The sequence below is a fragment of the Alkalitalea saponilacus genome (assembly GCF_900168165.1).
Taxonomy (GTDB): Bacteria; Bacteroidota; Bacteroidia; order Bacteroidales; family Marinilabiliaceae; genus Natronoflexus; species Natronoflexus saponilacus.
This window is the reverse complement of record NZ_FUYV01000003.1, coordinates 256,648-276,823: the sequence shown is the minus strand read 5'-3', so window position 1 is coordinate 276,823 and position 20,176 is coordinate 256,648. Positions and strand designations below refer to the sequence as shown.

The following is a 20,176-nucleotide window of genomic DNA, read 5'->3' as shown; positions in this document are numbered from 1 at the left end:
ATCCACCTCATCACCCTTTTTCGGCCAGGTAATGAAGGGTTGAGCTGTTTTCTTTTCGGAAAACGCTACCGGCAGTTGCCTGAATCTGCTCTGCTGTGACTGCCCTGTAGTGCTCTATTTCACGATTGATATTCTCCGCATCACCCATCAATTCATACTGCGCCATGTTCATGGCCTTATTTAAAAAACTGATTTCAGCGAAAACAAGATTGGATTCAATCTTGTTTTTAACTTTCTGCAACTCTCTGTCATCCACCAGAGTGTTAGTAATCGAATGCAATTCGTTCCAAACGGCATCTTCCGCATCTTTCATTTTTATCCCCGGCATTAATCGCCCTGTGACGGCGAATAAACCGGGATCCATATCACCTGAAATATAAGCATTTACATCTGAAAACAGTTGCTTATCCTTTATGAGCGATTGAATCAATCGTGATGAAGGACCATTTGATAAAATATCAGATAACAGGTCGTTGATGCAGAAATCATCGTCCCTCCGTGCGCCGATGTGAAAATGAATATTGAGCAGATGCGCCGGCACATCACGTTTTACTTGGAGAAAACGTGCTTCCTGTTGTGGGAGTTCAGCCGGAATATTTCGAACCGGAACATCCCTGCGGGGGATGTCACCAAACCATTTTTCGGCCAGTTTAAAAACGCTGTCGGGTTGCACATTTCCTGAAACTGACAACACAGCATTATTGGGGGCATAGTGACGATAAAAGAAGTTCTTGACATCGTCCATGGTGGCATTTTCGATGTGGCTGATGTCTTTACCAATGGTTGGCCACTGATAAGGATGCTGTTTGTAAGCCATAGGCCGCGTAAGAAGAGGAATGTCGCCATAGGGCTGGTTCAGGTAACGCTGTTTGAACTCCTCAATCACCACCTTTCGTTGCACTTCAAGGTTTTTATCGGTAAAATTCAGCTCCAGCATTCTGTCCGACTCGAGCCAAAAAGCAGTTTCAATATTGGCTGCCGGCAAAGTCACGTAGTAGTTGGTGAAATCATTGCTGGTCCAGGCGTTGTTCTCACCTCCTACCCTTTGCAGAGGCTCATCGTAGGATGGTACGTTCACACTTCCGCCAAACATCAGATGTTCAAACAAATGTGCAAATCCTGTCTTATCAGGGGCTTCATCTCTCGCACCCACATCGTAAAGCAGGTTTACAGCTACCAAAGGTGTTGTGATATCTGGATGAACCACAATCTTTAACCCGTTTGCCAACTGATGTTTGTATATTTCTATCATAGAGTTTTATCTAATTTTTAATGATTTACTTATTCCAATGTCAAATCAAATTGGAAGTATCTCCATCGCTCACCCCTAACCCCAATGGGGGAACCTCTAAGCGCACCAAGTTTGCCCGAAGCCTAACGGTTGATTTGATACTAAATCCTTAACCGTGCTTCGTTATAACCTGATTTTAAGTCTTCAAAAATATCGGCCACACTTTGAAGTTTATCCACCAACGCAGCCACCTGGCCAATTTCCAGCTCACCTTCATCTAAATCGCCTTCAAACATCCCCTTCTTTGCTCTGCCACGCCCCAATAACTGAGACAACTCCTCCGGAGTGGCTCCACGTAATTCTGCCTCGCGAACAAGCTCGAAGAAACGATTGCGCAACAACCTCACTGGTGCCAGCTTTTTCAATGAGAGCATGGTATCACCCTCCTTCGCGGCTATGGCATATTGTTTAAAAGCCTCATGCGCCGATGATTCAGCGGATAAGGCAAACCGGGAACCAATCTGCACCCCTTCGGCACCCAGAACCATGGCAGCTAAAACCTGCTCTCCTGCGCCAATTCCACCGGCGGCAATCAAAGGCAACGATGTTGCCTTGCGGATTAAAGGAATCAGGGTCAGCGTGGTTGTCTCCTCTCTCCCATTATGTCCTCCTGCTTCAAATCCTTCGGCAACAATGGCATCTACACCTGCTTCTTCGCATTTGGCAGCAAAACGGCTGTTGGCTATCACATGAACTACCGTTATTCCGTGAGATTTAAGAAAGCCTGTCCATTTGGCCGGACTTCCCGCAGAGGTAAACACTATTTTCACCTCCTCTTCCACAATGATATTCATCAACTCATCAATGTTGGGGTAGAGCAATGGAACATTGACCCCCCAGGGGTTTGAAGTTGCCTGTTTCATCTGACGAATGTGATGCTGAAGCACATCGGGATACATACTTCCTGCCCCCAACAATCCCAAACCACCGCAATTACTTACTGCTGATGCCAGTTTCCATCCACTGCACCAGACCATTCCTCCCTGAATCACGGGATACTCTATATTGAAAAGTTCAGTTATCCTGCTTTTTTGCATTTTAATTGTATTTTGAACCTACAAAGATAGAGTTAATTAAGACAATGTAGAACGATTGAGGACTTAAAACTCAAGGATTACCCCAATAGACGGCAAAACCGTTCCAGAAGAGGTCCTTAGCTCTCTCAATTCATATCTTGGGCGGGAGTCATTTTCGGCAGTGAAAATGATTGGTGAATCATTTTCATCCAGTGCCTGAACCAAACGTGCAGGGTTTCTGCTCTGGAAATTATACACATTTTGAATATCCAGATACAAACCTAAAGAGAAACGTTCGAAAAAGAAGGTTTTATCCACCCGTAAATCAAGTTGATGAAACGGATCCAATCTCTCCTGATTAAATCTTGAGAAATCCAGGTATTCTCTTCCTCTTACATCCCATGCTTCCACGAGTTCAGAAGTGTTCCGGTCAAAAGGGGTATAAGGCAATGCCCCAATGTAACGCCACTTGAGGCCGGCATCCCAATTGCGGTTAAAGTTTTTATTAACGGTTAAGGTGAGAAGATGGCCACTGTCCCAGGACGATGCAACATAATCACCTGAGGCATCGGTAAACTCACTGTTCACCCAGGTGTAGGCCAAAATATAGCTTAACCCTTCTGGAGAACGACGCTGAATTAAAAATTCAGCGCCATAGGCACGTCCTTTACTATCAGGAGTTACCTCCTCATCACCCAATACGCCAAAATCGGCTCCCTTACTGGCTAGCGAAATGCCTTCGTTAACCGACAATGGATAATCGGCATATCTTTTTCTGAAACCTTCGATGGTGGCTCGTGTGTTGCTGTTTATTCTATATTCAAAACCGGCAACAAAATGGTCGGCACGGATATACTTCAGATTGTTGAAACGGTTTTGTAACACCCCGTTCTCATCACGAAACCCAAGTGTGGTGTATGGTGGCAGCTGATAATACCTGCCAACAGAAGCATTGACCAAAAACTCAGGTAGGAAAGCGTAAGAAGCAGATGCGCGGGGGCTTATCTGATCCAACGGATTTCGCATGGAACTGCTGAAAGAGTTGGCATCAACTCTTACCCCTCCCGAGAGACGTAAACGCTCTTCTAACATCCGTCGTGAAACCGACCCGAAAACCCCATATTTAAACAAGTCCAGATTCGTTTCATAATCAATTAAACGAGAAACATCGTTTACAAAAATGCGGTTGGTGGTGCGGTTATAATAATTAGCATGTTCAAGGTTAAAACCTGCACTCAAACGGTATTCACCCGGGTTTGCCACAAACTCAAATCTTAATTTATTCTCAATCTCATCGGAAACATAATCGTTTAAGAGGTTATCCGGGGAACTGTCATCATTATCAGCATATTTAAAAATGGTGTTGTTTAAATGGTTCCGACTGAGCGCGACTAAAAAATTGTTACTACCGATAAACCGACGATATGAAGCACCCAGCGTGTAATTCCACTGCTCATTAACCGGCAGATAACTTAAAATGTAACGGTTCTCTTCTGTGTCGTCCGGTGAAGAGTTCAATCTAAATTGGTCCAATGCACCCACTCCCAGGAATGTAATTTCATCGCGCCTGTTGAGTTTAGTTTTGGTTACAAACTGAAAATCGTTAAACGTGGGAAGAAATGGCAAGCCCAATTGGTCGAACAGAAACTGCAGATAGGAACGACGCACAGAAAACAACCCTGAGGTGTTTTCTGTAATTGGTGTATTAACAGACAATGAGAGCTCCGAAGCACCTACTGTAGCCTTAAAAGCAGGTCTCTCTGGATTGGGGTCAATCTGTCGGAATTCGAAAACCGAACTCAAAGCGTTGCCTCTTGAGGCCGGAAACGCACTGCTGTAAAAGTCAACCTCTCTGATAAAATCCACATTTAGAATTCCAACCGGCCCCCCGGATGCACCCTGAGTTGAGAAATGATTCAGCACAGGAATCTCAATGCCATCCAGGTAAAAGCGATTTTCAGCCGGCCCCCCGCCACGCACAATCAGCTCGTTTCGAAAAGAGGTGGTGCTCCCCACCCCGGGAAAACTCTGTAATACTTTTGAAAAATCACGACTGGCGCCTGCACTTCTTTCAATTACATCGAGCCCGATGCGCTGAAGCGACAAAGGACTCTCAATTCTTTGGGCAAACGGACTGGCAACCACTCTTACCTCCTCCAGTGAAGTAGTTGTAGGTGTTAACGCAATTTCAACGTAGTTTGGTCTCATCGCCGAAAGCAATATCTCCTCCGAAATAAATGGTTCGTAGCCCAAACTCGAAACCTGAAGACGCACAAAACCCACATTCAATCCCGTAAATTCAAAACGCCCATCCTCATTACTGGAAGTCCCGGTTGTTGTATTAAATATGATGATATTGGTGAAAGGCAGTAATTCATTGGTATTGGCATCCTTTATGACCCCTGTAAGCGTGGTGGTTTGTTGAGCTGATGAGTAGCTGAAAGCCAATATAAAAGCCAAAAGGAATGTGGTATGATATCTCTTCATAAGTTTATTGTTTAGCAAATTTCGTTTTGTTGTTAAACAAAACGAAAATCATTAAGTTCAAATGCAAAAAAACAACATCTTTGGCATATTACTTGCAGTTTTCACATCCGGTTGGTAAATTAATAGAAAAGTTGTTACGAAGATGGTCAGGGCTAACGCCACTAAATTAAACAATGTATTTTTCATACGAAACACCCTCTTTTATAACTCTAGCCCACACGAGCACGACAATTAATGGATTTTATCCCGAAGCATAGGGAATCCCAATAAAACAAAACACAACACATGAAGCGAATGCTATTTCAAATTTCGTTACTAACCTTAATCCTGCTATCATCCTGCTTGTCAACAAGTCAAAAAGAAGAATCCAGCACTGCTGTGGTGCAAAACCCGGTTACATTTTCATTGACTGAACTGGACAGTTTGGTGGGAAGAAAGCCATGTTCAACCGGCCTATGGACAATGCCTGAAGTGGAATATTTCATGACCAAAATGATGGGTGATGAAAAATATATGGAATTTCTTTTCCTGATGCAGGACGCATCGGCTCTGAAAAAAGACCGCGTCATATACTCAATAGGTGTTTTGCCTGACGATGCCATCCAGGCACTCGGCATCATCATGTTCGACACCAACCACAACAGGGTTTATGCCGAACTGGTTTATCCCGGATTGCGTGAAGTATTCACCTCATCAGAAAGCGCGCCGGTTCTTCCATCAGAAGTGATGTCGAGAAGAGCAGCTTTTGGCATTGAACATCCCGAAATTGTAGCCCGCGAATACCCGGTTCATTATACCGGAAAATATCCGCATACCGATGGCGAAGGCATCCGCATGAATCTTCATTTAGACCCCATTAATATGAAATATATTTTATACACGGGAAAAATTGAAGGTTATGGGGAATCAATAAGAAGGGAGACCGGATTATACGAAATTAAACAAAACAAGGAGCAGGATCTCCTTGTTTTACTGCCATACGATAAAATGATTCAGGGACACACTTTTACCAGAAACAACTCCGGGTTATCAATTCCGGAAGATACCATCATTCGTCAAACACAAATAAAAGGGATGTTGTTAACAAGACGATAGAGTTAAGTCAAATCCGAAGTGGCCCCTCGATCGCTCCTAACCCCCAAGTGTGAACCTCCATGCGCACTAGGTTTACCCGAAGCTTAACGGTTAAGTTGACACTTGTGTGCTAATCAAAAAACCCTTCATCCCTGATTAACATCAAGATAGCGGAATGAGGCACGATGACATACTTCTCGTTTTTAAATTCAATTTCGATGGCACTGTTTTGCATATAAACAGCCAAATCCCCTTCCATTGGCTGAAGTGGAACGTATTTTACATCATCCCCTTTAGATTTCCAGGGTTCATCGGCTTCGGCAATGGCGGGGATGGGATACCCCGGCCCCACTTTCACTACATAACCTGATAACACCTTCTCCTTTTCCTGAATATTGGGAGGCAAATACAAACCAGACTTGGTTTTGTTTTGAGGTGACCTAGGTTTAATTAAAACCCGGTCGCCCACCATGATAAAATTCTCTAAATCTTTTCCTTCTATCCCTAATGACATATCTTTTTTTTTGCAAATATATAGAATAAGGTCTAAATTCGCAGCCCAAATTGGAGCTATGCAATTTCTCACTGAAAAAATATCAAAACTCTTTGGTCAGTTTCTTATCTGGCGTGTTCGGAACATCTCCCAACAAAACTTTGTGCTTATACTTGCCATGCTGGTTGGTCTGTTCAGTGGTCTGGCAGCAGTGATACTGAAAAATGCCATTCATTTCATGCATGACCTGCTTACGAAGGGTTTTGACCTCACCGACTGGAACTACATGTATCTTTTATATCCAATGATTGGGATATTTATTACCATGATATTTGTCCGTTACATTGTAAAAGACGACATCAGTCATGGTGTGACCCGAATTTTGTATGCCATCTCAAAGAAAGAAAGTAACCTGAAGGCACACAATTCGTTCACATCCATCATAGCCAGTACCTTTACCATCGGATTTGGAGGTTCTGTTGGAGCTGAGGCACCCATTGTACTTACCGGCTCATCAATAGGTTCATCGCTGGGACGCCTCTTCATGATGAACTACAAAACCGTCACCCTGCTTATAGGATGTGGTGCTGCCGGTGCCATAGCCGGAATTTTTAAGGCCCCCATTGCCGGCCTCATGTTTACCATGGAAGTGCTGATGCTGGGCTTAACAGCATCGTCCGTTGTACCATTGCTTCTGTCAGCCGTGGTAGCGGCCTCCGTTGCCTATTTCTTTTTGGGTGAAGGTGCAGAATTTACGTTCCTGCTGGAAGCTCCATTTGAACTCAACAATCTCCCTTTTTATATTCTTCTTGGTGTTGTTGGCGGAGTGGTTTCTCAATATATGACCTGGGGAACACTCAAACTAGAAAAGAGAATGGGAAAAATTACAAATCCATACTATAAATGGCTGGCCGGCGGATTTGTACTCAGTGTGCTTATATTCCTGTTTCCCCCGCTATATGGCGAAGGATACGATACCATCACCGCCATGCTATCCGACGACTCTTCTGCCATAGTGGAAAACAGCATTTTCTATACCTTCAGAAGCAACAACATTGCCATACTGGCCTTTTTAGTGTTGATTATACTTTTTAAAGTGGTGGCATCCACACTAACCAACGCCAGTGGTGGCGTTGGTGGAATATTTGCTCCCACGCTGTTTTTGGGCGGTGTTACAGGCTACTTCCTGGCACTTCTAATGAACGAATTGGGTGCCGACTTACCCGTTTCTCATTTCACTCTTGTTGGAATGGCCGCATTGATGTCGGGTGTGATGCATGCACCTCTCACCGCCATCTTCCTCATTGCAGAAATCACCAACGGGTATGCACTTTTCATACCCCTGATTACTGTTTCGGCCATTTCGTTTTTAACCAATAAATATTTTGAGCCACACACCATCTATACCAAACGACTGGCGAGGCGAGGAGAGCTAATCACCCACCATAAGGACAAGGCGGTACTAACACTGATGCGGCTGAATAAAGTCATTGAAAGGGATTTTCTGGCTGTTAAAGCCGACCACACCCTGGGGGAATTGGTAAAAACCATCGCCAAAGCCAAAAGAAATCTGTTTCCTGTGCTGGATAAAGAAAAACGATTGATTGGAGTTGTTACTTTGGAAGACATTAGGGAAATCATGTTTAAAAACGAACTTTATCAATCCACCACAGTTCAACAACTGATGACTGTGCCACCCGCTTTTATTCAAACCACAGACCTTATGGATGATGTGATGAAAAAATTTGAGGACACCGGAGCCTGGAACCTTCCCGTAATTGAAGATGACAAATACATTGGATTTGTCTCAAAATCGAAGATTTTCTCTGCTTATCGCAGAGTGTTAATACATTTTTCGGATGATTAGTAAACTCAGAAAGATGCTGCAAAACATTTACAGCACCTTTCTTTTCCTAAAAAAACTGCTACGAACAATTGATTTAATAGAAAACTAAGAAAACATCAATCTAAACTGCAATATTGACCAGAATCTATCTTTTTATCACAAACCTGTCAGTAATAGCTTTATTGGATGATGTTATTTTAATTACGTATAATCCATTGGTTAAATTAGAGGTGTTAATTTTTAATACATCGTTATCGTAACCATTGCCCGAATCGATTATCATCCCGAAAACATCATAGATTACATAATTACTAATTGAGGCTGATGCGCTAACTAAAATATAATTGTTAGCAGGGTTTGGATATAAAACCAAAGAGTACTTTTCATTAGTAAATGATTCATGAATTGAAACAGAGATATCTTCAGTAAAAGATACAGAAACCAAAATATCAGAGTTTAATTCAGGGATGTTTAAAGTGTTACCTGAAGCTTCAATTACAGGAATGCCATTAACAGACCACTGGCTTACTCTATATCCCGGATCCGGAGTGGCATAAAATACAAGAGTTTCACCTTCGAACACTTCGTATCCGCTATCGAAACTTTGTCCGTTTACTGTGGCATCAAGTTCGCCATTGCTTCCATTTACTGCAAAGGTAACGGTTCGCTTTTCGGGCATCTCCCAGCCTTGGTACAACTCTAAAACCTCTGCGGCTGTAAGGGCTTTGTTATAAATGTAGAAATCATCAAAAGTGCCTGCAAATGAGCTGGTACCGAAGTTTATCCCACTGTTCATTCCCACTCCAATAAGAAACTTATTGTTTGAGAAGGTGAGTTGATGCCCGGCAGTATTTATTTCCTGATGCAAATTCCCATTGACATATAAGGCAAGCTTGGATGTTCCTGAATTAAATGCCACGGTAATGTGTCGCCAGTTTCCGTCATCAACATTTACTCCGCTGTTTATATCGTCAAATGTGGTTGTATTTGCCCAGACTCTCAGCGATCGGTCTCTGGCTATAAGACCAGTAAAAGCCTCGAACATGGTTCTGAAACCTGTTGTAGGTATCACATTCCCATCGGTTTTTACCCAATAGGAGACAGTCATGGATTTGTTTGTGGAATTATCAAAGAAGTTGCGTAGTTCGGTATCGTTTTCCAAAGCATTGGCTCCGTTGAACTTAATAGCTTTTCCTTCTCCATTAACACCTGGCACATAGACGGGATTTACAGTACCTATATAAGACATGTGGAAATTATCAGATATGACGTTTTGAGGCGTTTCTTCAAAATTATAGTACGCGACCAATCCATCATTGTTCATAGGTGATGCAACAAATGAGGCGCTTACAGTGGTGTTTTCTTGTATGTTGGTATAGGTGAAAGTAGCAGATTCTTCCCCTGCAACCACATGTCCGTTTACCGACCATCTTGCCAGCATAAAACCGGCATTGGGAGAAGCGGTAAAAACAATACTCTCACCAATAGCTGTTACATCTCCACTATTAATAATCACGGAGTTAACTTCTGCTGATATACTTCCATTGCCTGTGGTGTTAAACTCAACGACAAAGCCAATGGGTTTAAAGGCTACTTCTACCAAAACATTTGCAGAAAAGCCTAAGAGAATATATTCGGTACCGGTTTGTCCGGCAACTTGCACTCCATCAACATACCACGCTAAAACCTCGTAGTCCATATCAGGGGTAGCGGTAAATACCACATTTTTATCGTCAGCGACTGCTTGACCGGGTACTATGGCTGTACCATCCACTTCAGCTGAAATTGCACCATTGCTTCCTGCAACGGCAAAATCAATCAGGTAGGCGTTGGCAGGAATGCTTTCGAAGGAAACAGATAGTGTAATATCCTCGCTAAGCTCGTCAATAATAAGGGTATTGTTTTGGGTGGGTAATACCTGCCCGTTTAGTATCCATTGTTCTACCTTGAAACCTGCATCAGGGCTTGCTTCAAAAGTAATGGTTTCGCCGGTGAGGGCTTCATAGCCGCTTTCGAAAGTAAGATTGTCCACGAAAGCGCTGAGTTCGCCTGAACCGGCTGTTACATTATACGCTATTGTATGATTTACTCTGGGTGTTTTTCTGTTAAACAAATCCATTGCATCGGCACTGGTAAGAGCCCGGTTGAATACATAAAAATCGTCAATGGCGCCCGGGAAGTTTTTGTTTGCCCAATCAATAATGCCTGAGGTAACACCCACCCCTATTGTGAATAAGGTGTTGTATAGAATAAGATTGCCCCCTGCATCCGTAGTGATTTCAACAAAGAAAGCGCCATTTCTGTATAATGTAAGTTTGGATGTATTGGCATTATAAGCTATGGTAAAATGCCTCCATGTATCCAGATCAACCGGGAAATTGCTTGCAATGCCTTGTGCCTGGTTGTCTACTGCAGAAACCCTAAAGCTTGGCCAAGCTCCGTCAGCATAAAAACCGTTAAACGCATCGTAAAGAGTGGTTTCTGCTAAACTAATGGCTTGGTCTGCTTTTGCCCAAAAAGATATGGAAATAGACTTGTCGGTAGCAGCATTGAAATAATCATGAAGCTCATCTTCGTTGATAAGCGCATTAGTGCCATCAAATTTAATGGCTAAGCCTTCTTCTCCGGCACCCGTTACGTATTGAGGTGTTCCGGTTCCGGTATAGCTCATGTGGAAATCGTCTAAAAATCTGTTCTCAGGGCTGTTTTCGAAATCGTAAAAAGCCAAAAGTCCGTCTGTGTTGAGCAATTCTTCGGTGAAGGAAACGGCAACATGAACATTGCCCTCCACATCTTCCAACAAATATGTATTTCCCGTTTCACCGGTTAAAACCTGACCGTTGAGCGACCATCTTAATACCTTAAAGCCGCTTGGTGGAGCAGCTGTAAACTCAATGTTTTTACCTCCTTGCACCTCATTACCGCTAATTACAGTCTGGCCATCAACAACGGCTGTTAGGTCACCATTATCCCCTGCACTGAATGTCAGGTCGAAGAATTCGATGGGTCTGATTTCAAATTCAACTTCAACCATTGTATTGGCTGAAAGATTGCTAAGGATGTATTCAGTGGTGGTGTTACCCACTACTTCGGTTCCGTCCACCAACCAATGCATTACGCGGTATTCACTGTTGGGGTTTGCGGTAAAAACAATGTCTTCGCCATTGGCAATAGCCTGGCCGGGCACAATGGCGCTGCCATCAACACTTGCTGTGAGGTTGCCGCTTCCGCCTATAACCGAAAAATCAACCACTGAACTGTTTGCGGGTATGGCTTCGAAAGAAACGCTTACGTTTGTGGCATCCGACAATCCTTCCAGAACAAAAGTATTGGATTGCGTATCCTGAGCTGAGCCGTTTACTGTCCATTCTTCTACTTTAAATCCGGCATCGGGAGTTGCTGAAAAAGTTATAGTGGCATCGGATTGAATATTGTCTCCGGAGATTATTTCTGCACCGGATACTTCCGCAACCAATGATCCATTGGCTCCGTCGGAGAAGGTGAGCTCATAAAAAGTGGTGCTTTGGGGTTCTACTTTGTTGAAAAGTGCGTTTATATCGTTATGGTCTAAAGTTCTGTTGAATATAAACATTTCATCAATAAGCCCTTTAAAGCCTTTTGTTGCATAGTTAATTACACCTCCTACTTGTCCGGCACCCACTACAAAAGCATTGTTAAATATTTCAATGGGATTTGTATTGGGGGGTGTTGTATTCCATTCCAGAACATTGTTGCGGTAAAGCTTCATGCTCCCCATCCCTGTGGACGGTAGATCCAAGACAAAAACAATGTGTTCAAATTTATAAGGGGTTGGTAATGGCTGCGTCTGAGTTTGTTGCCAATTCCCATCCACCGGCTTATACCCCGCACGGGCGCGCTCTGTTCCTCTAAAAAAGAGGCTTTCAAACATCTCGGCGTAGGTGTTGGTTGTGGTGTTGTTTTGATCGGGAAATAGTTTTACCCAAAAACTCACCGATATGCTCTTGTTGGTTGCATTGCTGTAAAAATCGCCAAACTCATTATCATTAAAAAATGCCCCAAAACCATTAAATTCAACGGCATTTCCTACTACGCCTCCGCTATTTATTGTGGGTGTAGTACCATGGGGTGTCAGGTGAAAATTGCCGGAAAAGTTGTTGCTGCCGTCCGTTTCAAAGTTATAATGTGCCAAAAGGTCATCCTTGGATAAGGTATGCTCTATGGGACTTTCATTGTTATACAAGGATTCGATATCCGAAGGGGTTAGTGCACGATTGTAAAGATACATATCTGAAAAATCGGCTGCTAAGCGGTCCGTTGAATTTCCAAATTCATTATATCTTGAAGCGATGGAAAACTTATCTCCATGCTGAAAAATTTCGGCAGGTGCTACGCCAAAAAAATCTTCACCAATGAGGACATTATTGATATAGCCCCTGAGCGAACCCTTGTTGGCATCGAAGACTATGGCATAATGGCGCCATACAAATCCATTTGCCGATACGGTGGATTCTATGTTTCGCCACTCAGAACCCACTCCTACGCCAAATTCAGTATTCGATCTTCTAATATACAAGCTTCTGAAAGCTTCAAGATACGTTCTGGTTGGAGGAGTAGAAGGTGCTAAATTATTGGATCGCATCCAGAAACTGATGGAAAAAGATTTATCGTGCGCATTTTGAAGAAAGTTAGCCAATTCGCTCTCGTTGAAAAGGCTATTGGTCCCATCTGTGCTTACAAAGCTTCTTCCATCGGCGGAGTTGTAAGTTGGTAAATTGCTGCCTGTATGCGCAATTGGGGTAAGATCAAACGCGTCACTCACCTGATTGCTGGCATCGGTTTCGAAACTGTAGTGGGCTATTAGCCCTCGATCAGTCAGCTGTCCCAACAATGAAAAATTCAAAAGAACAATATTGACAAAAATTAGTAGTGATATTTTCATAATAGTTTTAGTTTTAAAAAATTGAATTCCAATGAAATATGCATGTAAAAATTAAGTAAATCTCTATGATTATGCATTAATTTAGATTTAATAAGATAATAAACTGCAAAAGACACCACACTGTTCTTTAACAATATCATTACAAACAAATATATAAGCCTCTAATTTCTAGCGCCATACAAAACCAAACCTATAATATAACAACAAACGTAACTCAAAGTAATAAAGCCACTTAAACACAAATAAAAAGCTATATTCAGCTCCAATAGAAGTTTTGACCAACACCTGCTTTTTTTAGATAAACACAAGTCTGAACCCAACTAAAAAACCAGAAATATTCAATTGCGTACAAACGAACAGAAATTGCTAATAATTTGTAAAATCATTACATTTGCCATATAAAACAATTCTCACTCTACTTAATTGACGAGTGAAAACACCAAATAAACTACTTTAAATATTCACGGATTCAAAGGATACCTTAATCAGAGGCAAAACAAAGCAACAGTTAAGAACGAATAACAAAACAAAAAACTTTAACTTCTAAAACTTTTTCTAAATAGTTATTTATAAGGCAATAAAAGGAATTCCACTATACAGAAATCTATCTAACAAATAACACAAACAGAATATAACAATAGCATTAATGAAAAGAGACCAGCAAATTTTTGACCTCATTCAAAAAGAGCATCACAGGCAGATGGATGGCATCGAACTGATTGCCTCCGAAAACTTTGTCAGTCCTCAGGTTATGGAAGCCATGGGCAGTGTTTTAACCAACAAATATGCTGAAGGACTTCCCGGAGCACGTTACTATGGTGGTTGCCAGGTGGTTGACCAGAGCGAAAGTCTGGCCATTGACCGGTTAAAAGAGCTTTTTGGTGCTGAGTGGGCCAACGTGCAGCCCCACAGTGGTGCACAAGCCAACATGGCCGTTTTAATGACCGTTCTGGAGCCGGGCGATAAATTCCTTGGACTGGATTTGGCTCACGGAGGACACCTTTCTCACGGATCACCTGTGAACAGCTCTGGTCTCTGGTATCAGCCCATTGCCTATGGCGTTAAAGAAGATACCGGGCTGGTTGATTATGACATGATGGAGTCGCTGGCTCTGGAACATAAACCGAAATTGATTATTGGTGGTGCTTCTGCTTATTCCCGCGATTGGGATTATGAAAGAATGCGCGCCATTGCTGATAAAGTGGGAGCTATTTTAATGATTGACATGGCTCACCCTGCCGGTCTGATTGCTGCCGGATTGCTTAACAATCCTGTAAAACATGCACATGTGGTCACTTCAACCACACACAAAACCCTTCGCGGGCCACGTGGTGGAATCATCCTGATGGGCAAGGATTTTGATAATCCATTTGGGAAAACGACCAAAAAAGGGGTTGTCCGTAAAATGTCATCTTTATTGGACTCAGCGGTATTCCCCGGAATTCAGGGAGGCCCACTGGAGCACGTAATCGCAGCCAAAGCGGTTTCATTTTTCGAAGCTCTGCAACCTGAGTACAAAAACTACCAGTCGCAGGTAAAAAAGAATGCTGCTGAAATGGCTCGTTTGCTCATTGAAAAAGGCTATAAAATCATCTCAGGTGGAACCGATAACCACAGTATGCTCGTTGATTTGCGCACCAAGTTTCCTGATTTGACCGGAAAGAAAGCAGAAAACACTCTGGTTATTGCCGACATCACCATCAACAAAAACATGGTACCGTTCGATGACCGCTCACCGTTCCAGACTTCGGGAATCCGTTTGGGTACTTCAGCGCTTACCACGCGTGGTTTAAAAGAAGAGCACATGGCTCCTATTGTTAACTTTATTGATGAAGTACTTTCAAATCCTGATGATGAAAAAGTACTGGCCGATGTTCGTAAAAGAGTTAATGCCATGATGAAGGAATTCCCGCTATTTGCATAAGGAATATCTTTTATACAAAATATAGAAAAAGGCTGCCGTCAACGGGCAGCCTTTTGTTTTACACACAAAAGTTTCTATTTTCACATTACAACATCTAAAAAAAATTTCATTGGTGTCCGGTTAATTATTTAAAAATCATGAAATATGCCTTGTTTATTGAGCTGCGCGGCTTTCTTGGAATATTGGGCTTGCTTTCCGCCTCAGGAAAAAGACGTTAAGAAAATCAATGTTTTTTTCGTTAAGAAAACCGTGTTGTTTGAGCGTAGCGAGTTCACGGTTTTTAGAAAAACATATTGATTTTTAGTCTTTTTCGTGCAGCGGCGGCATTTTTTGTTTACTTTTTTTTGCTGTAGAAAAAAAGTAAAAGCCTGTGCGGCTTGAGCACTTAAATAATATGAAATTATTTCCCCGGACAATAGTGGAAAATTTTCTAATCATCTTATAGAAACAATGGGTGAAATCAAGGAACAAATTAAGAAACTGAATTTTGAACCTTTAAAGAAACTGTCATCCGGCAAATTTGGTGAAGTATGGAAGGCAAAAGATATCTCCACTTGCCAGGTTGTCATCATAAAACCATGTAGCAATCAAATAAACAAGTCTCTTTACAATACACTCAACACCATTGAACATCCTGCCTTATCTAGAACATCCAGAATAGAACAAAACTTCATCATTCGGGAGTTTCATGATGGGGTATCCCTAAAGGAGCTTCTTTCTAAGCCATGGCATTCTAAAAATCTTACCCGGTCATTCTGGCTGAAAGCATTTTCCGGTCTGCTTGACGGACTGGCCATGTTGCACCAAAATAACATCCTGCATCTGGACATAAAACCCTCCAACCTTATTGTAACTAATAAAAACGGCAAACTCACTCCCGATACCATCAAACTGGTTGACTTTGAACAGGCTGTCTTTTTCCCCATAGAAGAGGATGGGCAGCGAAGACCTTTTGCTCTTGGGTATTCACCGCCGGAACAGCTTCTGAACCTCAATCATTTGGCATCTCCGGCCTCCGACATATTTGCATTGGGTGTTACACTATACGAGGCACTCACACGAAAAAAAGGGTTTTACTACCACGATCCCGAAATGATGATGCACATTCAATTAAATGTACCATTATTAAGAACCACAAAGCTCCCGTCAATACTCTATAGTATGCTGTCAAAAGCCACTGCAAGAGTGGCTTTTCATCTTCCTCCTTCCCGACTTTCCCAAACTCAAACCATTGAAATAGTTCAGCAGGGAATTCAAAATAGGTATCAATCGGCAGAGGCATTCAAAACAGCCATTGAAGAATATCTGGGCACTAACTGTGACCATCGAACAAATTGGTTTGAAAAGTTGTTTAACAAACTCAAGCAAAAACATTAACATGACCAAAAAACCAACTGTCTTTATAACCGGAACATCCTCCGGCATTGGAAAAGCCACTGTAGAACTCTTTATTCGTAAAGGATGGCAGGTGGCCGCAACCATGCGAAACATTTCAGCACCCAATGATTTTTCGGAAATGGAGGATGTTAGGCTCTATCAACTGGACGTTACCAATTCTGAATTGGTTAATGAAGTAGCAAGAAAAGTGTGGGAAGATTATAACGGCATAGAAGCCGTTATAAACAATGCCGGATACGGAGCCATCGGGCCTCTTGAAGGTGCCACTGAAGAGCAGATAGCCAAACAGATGGATACCAATTTCATGGGAAGTGTGCGAATAATGAAGGCCTTTATACCTTTTTTCAGAGAAAAAAGAGGTGGCGTTTTTGTCAACGTTTCATCCATAGCAGGAAGAATTGGCATGCCTTTGTACAATATTTACCATGCCTCAAAATTTGCTCTCGAGGGCCTTACTGAAAGTCTCTATTATGAACTTCGTCCTTTTGGGGTGCGGGTAAAACTTGTGGAACCGGGGCCTGTAAGGACGGAATTCAACGGGCGATCCAGAGAAGATTTAATCACCAACGATCAGGCAGGATACAAACATATAGTCTTAAATGTAAACAACTTATATGGCGGTTTTTTCGAAAAAGGAGATCTTCCAGAAACTACAGCCAAAACAATTTACAAAGCCGTAAACTCTAAAGGAAGCAGGCTGAGATTTCCGTCGGGAATATTGGCAAAATTTTTGATGGTTACCAACAAAATCTTACCGGGAAACTGGCTCAGAGTCATCACCTCCAAAGTTGCCGGCATAAAATCTGAGATTTAGTAACTGTTGAAATTTAGTTTCTAATATATGTAATAGATAAAAAGAGTGTTAGATTTTAGACAGATAGAATAGACGATTAGATATATCTGATTTTCTGGCTAATTTTGTCTATAGATCTAATCTCGATTCATCGGGACTAAACAGATTAATATAAATCTAAACAGTCTCTTAAGTAATTCTATACTAATTGTGTACTCTGTTTGGTATTAATAAAACAACTTAAAAATATATGATATTCTTCTTCATTGTTCTGGCTGTTCATACTGTTGTCAATCTATACATCGCCATAAGGGGCTGGCAAGCACTTGAGGCAGCCTCAAATTTCAGACCCTGGTTTATTGCCTTTATGATTCTGGTTTACGTTGCCTATCCCGCTGGCCGTATTCTTGAAAAAATATGGTATCATCCCATTCCCATAACTCTGCACTGGGTTGGAGCCTTTTGGTTTGCAGCCATGCTTTATGTTACCCTTATGCTCTTTTTAACAGATATTGGTCGCATTGCAAATCACTTTTTCCCATTTTTGGAAAAGATTGCAGGGAGCAACGTTCCTGCAATTAAACTGAAGTTTTTCATAGCTGTATCAGCCATTTCCGGTTTAATCATTCTTTTTGGCCACATCAATGCGTGGTATCCAAAAACATCGCGCATCGACATTGTCATTCCAAAAGAAGCAGGTAATTTACAGTCATTGAGAATTGTTGCAGTAAGCGATGTACATCTTGGAACTATTATAGGACCCCGCAAAACTGGCAAGATGGTTGAATCCATCAACAGAATGAACCCCGACATCATTCTCTTTGCCGGCGATATTGTGGATGAAGATGTCAAGCCGGTTATAAAACAGAATTTGGGTAGAAATCTTCAGCAGTTAAAAGCACCTCTTGGAATATATGCATCCACGGGCAACCACGAATATATTGGTGGTGGCGACCCATCCATCAATTATCTGGAGCAAAACGGAATAAGAGTATTACGCGACACGGTAATTTCCATTCATGATAATTTTTATGTGGTAGGCAGGGAGGATTTACACAAAAAATGGGTAACCGGAAATCCTCGTAAGGATTTATCCGAAATACTTAAAGATATTGACCGTTCAAAACCTGTTATTTTGCTGGATCATCAACCATACAATTTGGATGATGCCATGGAGGCCGGTGTGGACTTACAAATTTCCGGTCACACACATCACGGACAGCTATGGCCTTTTGGATATGTTACCAATAGAATTTTTGAGGTAAGCAGAGGATACAAACAGAAAGGGAATACCCATTACTATGTAAGTACTGGATTTGGAACCTGGGGACCACCGGTGAGAACCGGTAACCGGCCGGAGATAGTGCTGATTAACTTATATTTTGAATAAAACCGGGTGTTTTATTCAAAAAATCAGCTATTCAATCAAAGTACTTTCTTTAATCAGTTGCTCCAACCTTTCAATTTGTTGTTGTTTATTTACTTCCCTCAATTGGCGGGCGGTTTTTGTGAAATATTGATGTTTGCGAATAAATTTGAGTTGTAGTTTATTCCATTCGCTCCAGGAGCCTATCATATCATGCTCATGAAGTTCCTTGTAAAGAGTGTTTGAAACAGGAATAAAATCTGTCCGACCCAGATAATCCAAATCAGAATCACAAATAATTTTTTCAAGTATATCAGAAGGAGCTGGTGGCATTTTGGTGGCCATTATTAATCGGCAAACTGTATCAATCTGTTGAGGAGAAAAATCATAACTGGACAGTTTTTCACGTGCCATAACCGTTCCATAGTGTTCATGATCTTTATAACTGATGGTATGACCTGCATCATGGAAAAGGGCTGCAAGTTTAAGCAATAACACATCTTCATCACTTACACCTTCGGCCCAACCAATCAACTCCACTTCAGTAACCACATCAATGGTATGTTTAATGTTATGATAGTAAAGATCAGCAGGTAGTTTTTTCTCCAGGTAGTCCAGCAACTCTTCCTGCACATCCATAAACTGAAGCGTTGAGTATTTCAATTTGAATTTTTCATTTGGGATACCTGGCTCTGTTTCGCTTTCTAATTCAGGAATAATTCCTCTAATCTGATATACACCCAAGTTTCCTTTATACTTTACAGGAATCTTCCCTATTAGGCGGGTATCATAAAACTCTTTAATCAACTCATAAGTCATTACCGTGGCACCGATTGAGGAACCCGAAACCGCTTCCCCAATGCGACAGGCAATATTTATGCTATCTCCGGAAAAGCTGTATGTTGAAACTTTATTACCATTTGGAACAGCAGTTAACGGACCTGTGTGCAGACCGATTCTCAATCGCCAAATGCTCAGGCTGTTCTTCTTTTTTAGTCTTTTAACTGCCTTTTGCATTTCCAGAGCCACCTGAACCACATCAATGGGGTTGGTTCTGTTTTCTGTCTGCAAACCTGCCGCATAGATGTTTACATCTCCAACAGATTTAATCTTTACAATGTTATTCAGGAAGGCAATTTCATCAAGCGCGAGGTATAATTCATCCAAAAGGTCAATCATTGGAGCCGGATCGTCAAACTTGTAAAGCTTATGAAAACCTCTTACAGAAACATAGATCAGTGATACCATTCGCAACCTTTTAGCATGCTTCCGGGCATCCTTAGGCTTTTTCTCTGCATCCAGCGAAAATTTTGAAAGCGCATCCTGATAACTTTTATTCTGGGTTTCAATGGCAGAAAAACGCGCAACAAGATCATCCAGTTGGCTTTTAAGCTCTTTGTTCCTGTTGGCTAAACGTTGTATCCGATCAATATAACTTTCTGGTTCTTCCATGCTTTTAAAGAGTTTTCTGACAGGATTAACAAAACCCCGTTTTATTATCAAAAAATACGATAAAAAATCGGTAAGGTTTTGCAAATAAGAGAAAAGTTTAGAACCATTTTAAATA

12 protein-coding genes are annotated in these 20,176 nt (G+C 41.8%); 6 read left to right on the top strand and 6 right to left on the bottom strand.

The annotated features are described in order from the left end of the window. Window positions 1-10: 10 nt before the first annotated feature. The 3 genes from B5X70_RS04445 to B5X70_RS04435 form a co-directional block, all read right to left on the bottom strand. On the bottom strand, window positions 11-1,252 hold the full coding sequence (locus B5X70_RS04445) for a M16 family metallopeptidase (protein ID WP_079556673.1): 1,242 nt from the start codon (window positions 1,250-1,252) through the stop codon (window positions 11-13). Between the two features lie 140 nt (window positions 1,253-1,392). Next, a complete protein-coding gene (locus B5X70_RS04440; protein ID WP_079556672.1) occupies window positions 1,393-2,328 on the bottom strand; it encodes an NAD(P)H-dependent flavin oxidoreductase in 936 nt (311 codons plus the stop codon). Between the two features lie 63 nt (window positions 2,329-2,391). Beyond that, a complete protein-coding gene (locus tag B5X70_RS04435; RefSeq protein WP_079556671.1) occupies window positions 2,392-4,794 on the bottom strand; it encodes a TonB-dependent receptor in 2,403 nt (800 codons plus the stop codon). 285 nt (window positions 4,795-5,079) lie between these two features. On the opposite strand from B5X70_RS04435, the gene B5X70_RS04430 reads away from it, so the two are divergent. Further along, complete coding sequence (locus tag B5X70_RS04430) at window positions 5,080-5,889, top strand: hypothetical protein (RefSeq protein WP_079556670.1); 810 nt, start codon at window positions 5,080-5,082, stop codon at window positions 5,887-5,889. A gap of 109 nt (window positions 5,890-5,998) precedes the next feature. Here the strand turns inward: B5X70_RS04430 and B5X70_RS04425 are convergent, their stop codons facing one another. Continuing rightward, window positions 5,999-6,382 (bottom strand): co-chaperone GroES, encoded by a 384-nt coding sequence (locus B5X70_RS04425; protein ID WP_079556669.1) that lies wholly within the window; start codon window positions 6,380-6,382, stop codon window positions 5,999-6,001. A gap of 58 nt (window positions 6,383-6,440) precedes the next feature. On the opposite strand from B5X70_RS04425, the gene B5X70_RS04420 reads away from it, so the two are divergent. Continuing rightward, window positions 6,441-8,228, top strand: coding sequence for a chloride channel protein (locus B5X70_RS04420; protein WP_079556668.1), 1,788 nt, complete (start codon window positions 6,441-6,443; stop codon window positions 8,226-8,228). A 124-nt stretch (window positions 8,229-8,352) separates the two neighbouring features. On the opposite strand, the gene B5X70_RS04415 is transcribed toward B5X70_RS04420, so the two are convergent. Continuing rightward, the gene (locus B5X70_RS04415; protein ID WP_079556667.1) at window positions 8,353-13,128 is read right to left on the bottom strand and encodes a LamG-like jellyroll fold domain-containing protein; all 4,776 of its coding nucleotides are present in this window, start codon (window positions 13,126-13,128) and stop codon (window positions 8,353-8,355) included. Between the two features lie 646 nt (window positions 13,129-13,774). Between B5X70_RS04415 and glyA the strand changes: the two genes are divergently transcribed. From glyA to B5X70_RS04395, 4 genes are all read left to right on the top strand, one after another. Then, complete coding sequence (glyA, locus tag B5X70_RS04410) at window positions 13,775-15,052, top strand: serine hydroxymethyltransferase (RefSeq protein ID WP_079556666.1); 1,278 nt, start codon at window positions 13,775-13,777, stop codon at window positions 15,050-15,052. Window positions 15,053-15,502: 450 nt separating this feature from the next. Next, on the top strand, window positions 15,503-16,429 hold the full coding sequence (locus B5X70_RS04405; protein ID WP_079556665.1) for a serine/threonine protein kinase: 927 nt from the start codon (window positions 15,503-15,505) through the stop codon (window positions 16,427-16,429). 1 nt (window position 16,430) lies between these two features. After that, window positions 16,431-17,264 (top strand): SDR family oxidoreductase, encoded by an 834-nt coding sequence (locus B5X70_RS04400; RefSeq protein WP_079556664.1) that lies wholly within the window; start codon window positions 16,431-16,433, stop codon window positions 17,262-17,264. Window positions 17,265-17,493: 229 nt separating this feature from the next. Then, window positions 17,494-18,633, top strand: a complete 1,140-nt coding sequence (locus B5X70_RS04395; protein WP_232468306.1) for a metallophosphoesterase — start codon at window positions 17,494-17,496, stop codon at window positions 18,631-18,633. A 27-nt stretch (window positions 18,634-18,660) separates the two neighbouring features. On the opposite strand, the gene B5X70_RS04390 is transcribed toward B5X70_RS04395, so the two are convergent. After that, a complete protein-coding gene (locus B5X70_RS04390; RefSeq protein WP_079556690.1) occupies window positions 18,661-20,061 on the bottom strand; it encodes an adenylate/guanylate cyclase domain-containing protein in 1,401 nt (466 codons plus the stop codon). Window positions 20,062-20,176: the final 115 nt, after the last annotated feature.